This is a genomic window from Mycolicibacter engbaekii (genome assembly GCF_002101585.1).
Taxonomy (GTDB): domain Bacteria; phylum Actinomycetota; class Actinomycetes; order Mycobacteriales; family Mycobacteriaceae; genus Mycobacterium; species Mycobacterium engbaekii.
In genome coordinates this window covers 1-5,294 of the sequence record NZ_LQOT01000002.1, presented here as the reverse complement: position 1 = coordinate 5,294, position 5,294 = coordinate 1, and the positions used below count along the sequence as shown (strand labels likewise).

The 5,294-nt window shown below is 71.3% G+C and carries 3 protein-coding genes; all 3 read right to left on the bottom strand.

The window, feature by feature from the left end; genetic code table 11:
* Nucleotides 1–3,464 (bottom strand): HAD-IC family P-type ATPase (locus AWC02_RS00055; protein ID WP_085126087.1); only part of this gene is annotated, 3,464 nt, incomplete at its 3' end.
* Between the two features lie 250 nt (nucleotides 3,465–3,714).
* Nucleotides 3,715–4,593, bottom strand: a complete 879-nt coding sequence (locus AWC02_RS00050) for a crotonase/enoyl-CoA hydratase family protein (protein ID WP_085126083.1) — start codon at nucleotides 4,591–4,593, stop codon at nucleotides 3,715–3,717.
* The coding region (locus tag AWC02_RS00045; protein WP_165757805.1) for a cation transporting ATPase C-terminal domain-containing protein at nucleotides 4,593–5,294 on the bottom strand (702 nt) is incomplete at its 5' end. The genes AWC02_RS00050 and AWC02_RS00045, both read right to left, overlap by 1 nt.

Genomic DNA, 5,294 nt, shown 5'->3' with positions numbered 1-5,294 from the left:
TCGATCTTGCCGTCGAGCAGCACCACGTCGGCGGCGGTGTGGGCGGCGTCGCTGCCCTGGGCGACGATCCCGATGCCTACGGTGGCGGCCCGGATCGCCGCGGCATCGTTGGCGCCGTCGCCGACCATGGCCGAGACCTTGCCGCTGCGCTCCAGGGCCTGCACCACCTGCACCTTGTTCGCCGGGGACATCCGGGCGAACACCACCCGCTCGGCCACCGCGCGCTCCTGCTCCTTAGCGGAGAGCGCCTCCCACTCCATACCCGTGATGACCTGCTCGGGGGTCACGGGCAGGCCCATCTTGCGGGCGATCGCCCGGCCGGTGGTCGGGTGGTCGCCGGTGATCATCCGGACCGGTACCTGGCGGCGGTGCAGCTCGGCCAACAGGCCGGCCGACCCGGCGCGCGGGGTGTCGGAGATTCCGACGAACCCCAGCAGCGTCAGCCCGTCGTCGCAGAGCTTCGTCAGGGCGTTCAGCTGGGCGTCGGGGTCGTCGGCATCGGCCGACAGCGATCGCAACTGCTCGTCGTCGAGGTCGCGCCGCGCCACCGCCAGCACCCGAAGGCCGTCGGCCGCCAACTGCTCCACCAGGTCATAGAGCTCGGCCGGGACATCCATGGAGGCGGCCAGCACCACCTCCGGTGCGCCCTTGATGGTCAACTCCGTGCCGAACACCGACGCCGCGAAGGGACGCCCGGACCGGAACGGCAGATGGGCATCGGCGGGCTCGGCGGCGAGGGCGCCGGGCACCGATTCGGCCGCCGCGACGATCGCGGCGTCGGTGGCGTCGGCGTGGCCGTGGTCCTTGGCCGGCGGAGTTGCCCGCGCCGCGCAGCGCAGCAACTCCTCGCGGGAGTGCTCGGCGACCGTGCGCACCTCGGTGACCTGCAGGCGGTTCTCGCTCAGCGTGCCGGTCTTGTCGAAGCAGACCACGTCGACTCGGCCCAGGGCCTCCACCGAGCGCGGAACCCGGACCAGCACACCGGAATTGGTCAACCGCTGCGCCGAGGCGTGCTGGGCCAGCGTCGCCACCACCGGCATGCCTTCGGGGACAGCCGCGACGGCCACACCGACACTGTCGGCCGCCGCCCGCTGCAGCGCGGTGCCGCGCAGCACACCGAGCGCGCTGACCAGTCCACCGGCCACCATGCTCAGCGGCCAGATCCGGTTGGTGATCTGGCCGAGCTGATGTCCCAGCCCGATGTCGCTGTGCCGGCTGGTGACCAGATCGGCGGCGCGCCGCACCTCGGTGTCGGGGCCGACCGCGGTCACCAACGCCAGGCCGGTTCCGGCCACCACCGTGGTGCCGGCGAAGAGCATGCAGCGGCGCTCGGCCACCTCGGCGCCGGGGGTGGCGTCGATCTGCTTGGTCACCGGCAGCGACTCACCGGTCAACGAAGCCTCGTCGACCTCGAGCTTCTCCAGCTCGACCAGGCGGGCGTCGACGGGCACCACGTCGTCGGGGCCCACCTCGATCAGGTCGCCGCGCCGCAGCTGCTCGGGCAGCACCTGCACCCGTTCCCGGGTGCCGTCGGGGCCGAGCGTGACTTTCCAGGCCGGCGGAATCTGTTCGGCCAGCAGCCGGTTCAGCCGCAGTTCGGTACTCAGCCGCTGCCCGGCGGCCAGGAAGGCGTTGCTGACCAGCACCGAGCAGACCAGACCCGCATCGATCGGTGAGCCCAGGATGGCGGTGGCCGTGGCACCGAGCCCCAGTACCGGGGTCAGCGGGTCGGCCAACTCCTCACGCACCGCCACGACGAACTGCCGCAGCATGCCGCGCTGCTTCGGCGCGGCGGCCTCCGGCGCAGCGGCGGGATCCGACGTTGCGGCCAAAGCGTTTCGAACCTGCTCGACGGACATGGCGTGCCACTCGTCGACGGGGACCGGCCGGGGCAGCGGCGCACCGAGCACCGAACGCGCCGACCAGTAACCGGACACCAGGCCCGCCGCGGCGCCCACGGCCACCGCCTCGGGGCCGCGGCCCCGAACAGTGGGAATCAGCGACAGCGAGCCCAAGGCCGTGGCGCCCGTCGACAGTTCGATGCCGCGACGGCTGGCCTCCTTGGCCGCCGGGATGGCATGCAATAGTCGCCACACCCCGGCCAGATCGTCGACGACCAGGTCCGCGCCCAGCGGATGCGGGTGGTCGTCACGTTCCGGCAGGATGCCCACGCCCAGATCGGCCGCCGACAGCGCCCGGGTGGCCGAGGAGGAGACCACCGCGACACTGCGGCCGTCCTGCTGGTAGGTGCGCACCGCCTCAAGCAGCGTGTCCTCGATCGAATCACCTGCCAGCGCGACAATCTCGTCGAACGCGGGCCGCAACTCGCCCAGGCCGTCGGGATCGTCGACGGAGACCACCTGCACCTCGGCGCGCTGGGTCTCGGCCAGCGTCGCCGCGGCCAGCGGATGCGGCGCCGGGGCGAACAGCGCCTCGGTCGCGCTCCAGCCGTTGCTGCGGCGTGGCCCGACAACCGGGTGCCAACCCGGCCGCAGGTCGTCGTCGCCCAGCATCGCCTGGGCGCGCTCCCACACGGTCAGGTCTTTCTCGCCGGCACCGCGGAGCCGCACCAGGCGGACCCGGTCGCTGCGCAGCACCCGCGGATCGAGGATCACCACGTCGATCTCATCGAGGCGGCGCAGGCTGTCCGGGTCGATCTGCAGCGCCTCGTCCCGGTCGGCCAGCCCGCGGCCCAGAGTGGCCGCGAACGATTCCCGAGTGGACCGGACCGCCTTGGGCACGGTGACCAGCGCCGCGTTTCCGGCCAGGTTCGCATCGCGACCGGCGGCGCCGACCGCGGCCGCTCCGATCGCCTGAATCCAACTGTTGCGCTGCAGGTGCCGTTCGACCGGGCTGAGCGACCGCGGCTCGACACGCGGCGCCGGCAACGCATCGGGCCGGCCGGTGAGGCGGGCCAGGACAGGTTCGCGCCGGGACCGTGCGCGTGCGTCGGCCCGGGCTTCGGCGGTCCGGAAGGAGTTGATCGCCAGGTCGACGGCCACCATCGCCGGTGCCCCGGCGAGCGCGTTGGCGGCGGTCGCCGCCAAACCCAGCGCCGTGTCGGTCGCACGCTTACCGATGTGTTCTTCCAGGACGCGGCGCACCGCGGGTTGATGATCGAGCGCGACCACGGCGCCCTGAATGCTGGCGGGCAGCCGGGGAATCCGGAGGAAGCGGCCGGCCAGCGCGAAACCCAGGCCGACGGCGGAGATCCCCGCCATCGCCGCGTTGCTGACTGCGAGCAGGCCGTCGCCGGGCTGCGTTCCCGGCTGCGCCTGGGCTGCGTCTGCTTGGGGGCCGACTGCGGCGAGCCTGGGTTGAGGAGTGGATCGGGTCTGTCGCCCCTTGATGCCGTCTGTTACAGCGCCGAGGGGCGGGGGACTATGGGGGTCGTCGTCAGCGTCGTGGCGTTCGTCCAATGCCGGAAAGAAATCGTCGGCAAGAACAGGCATTGCGGGGGGCATGGGTCTCCTCGTATCGGCGACCGAAGCTGCCCGGCGAGTTCTTCGGTCGACATGGCCAATCGTCCGAAGGTCTGGCTCGCGGAGCATTTGAGGTCCGCTGAATGACCGGGTGGGTTGGGGGCCACCGTACTGACGATCATTCGCATCCGCCGCGGGTGCCGCGGGTAGGAGCTACTCCCCTTCAGCATCGAAGCTAGCGTCGGTTGGCGAACGGCGGCGAGACCCGAATTGAAATGCCGGTGAACGCTTTTTAAGGTTTGCCGGCCCAGTCCTCATAGAACGGCGGCATGGCCGAGGCGCGGGCGGTGAAGTCGGGGTCGCGCTTCTCCAGGAAGGCGCGTACGCCGTCGGCGCCGTCGCCGATGCTGGTGTAGAACATCGCCAGCGAGTCGACCCGGTGTGCCTCGACCGGGTCGGGCTGTGCGGAGTTGCGGTAAAGCATCTGCCGGATCAAGGCGAACGACACGGGGGAGCGGCCCTTGGTCCAGGCATCGGCCAGGGCGCGCGCGTCGGCCAGCAACGCATCGGGTTCGTGGACCGATTGCGCGATGCCACATGCGCGCGCGGCCTCGGCGTCGAGGATGTCGGCGCGGTAGAGCAGGTCGAGCGCCGTGGGCATACCGACGATCCGCGGCAGGAACCAGGTCGAGCAGGCCTCCGGCGTGATACCCAGTTTCGCGAACACCAGCCCGAACCGTGCCTTGGTCGAGAACAACCGGGCGTCCATGGCCAGCATCATGGTGGCGCCGATCCCGACCGCCGCGCCGTTGACCGCGGCGATCACCGGTTTGCGGCAGCCGTAGATCGCCAGCGTCACCCGCCCGCCGGTGTCGCGGACCCGCGCCAGTTCCGGATCGTCGAGGTCGGCCATGTCGGCCCAGGTCGGCGACTTCGACTCGTCGAGACCGAACACGTTGCCGGAGCTGGACAGGTCCATGCCGGCACAGAACGCACGCCCGGATCCGGTGACGATCACCGCGCGGACCCCGTCGTCATCGTTGACCTCGACGAAGGTGCGCTCCAGCTCCTCGGCCATCTCGACGGTGAACGCGTTGAGGTTGTCCGGCCGGTCGAGGTACACGGTGAGGATGCCGTCGGCGACCTCATGTCGGATCGTGGTGAAGTCCATCAGCCGAGGCTAGTGGCAGCGGTGCGCGACAGAAAGCGCGGCGCGATTGCCGACACCGTGGTGGCGACCGCCGCCGACCCCAGCGCCTGCGACCAGCCGAGCGGACCGAGCGGCGTGCACCCCATGAACTGGCTGATACCGGGGAGGCTGACCAGCAGCGCCATCGCCGCGAACGACCCGCCCGCGGTGACCGCCACCAGCGGCGACCGCGACTCCAACAGCGTCTGCGCCAACTGGGTGGTCACCAGTGCAACCAGTGCCACCGTGGACGCCCGCCGGGGGAAACCGGTGAGCGTGGCCAGGTACCACGCGGCGATGGTGGCACTGGCCGTGGTGGCACCACGCAGTGTCACCGCACGCAGCAGCGCTTGCTCGTCGGGTCCGCGGCCGGAGAACGGCATCGGGCGCCGGGGCTTGCTGATCGCCAGCGCCGTGGCGGGGAAGGCATCGGTCACGATGTTCACCAGCAGCAGTTGCCGGGTGTTCAACGGAGCCTGACCGGTCAGTGCGCTGCCGAGGATGGCGAACAGGGCGCCGCTGGCATTGCCGCCCAGCAGCACTGCGACCGCCGCCTGCACCCGCTGCCACAGCTGGCTGCCTTCGTCGAGGGCGTCGAGCAGGGTTTCGATCTTGCCGTCGAGCAGCACCACGTCGGCGGCGGTGTGGGCGGCGTCGCTGCCCTGGGCGACGATCCCGATGCC

Excerpts from the sequence above, each read along its gene's own strand:
- AWC02_RS00050 (WP_085126083.1), bottom strand. The coding sequence starts at position 4,593 with ATGGACTTCACCACGATCCGACATGAGGTCGCCGACGGCATCCTCACC.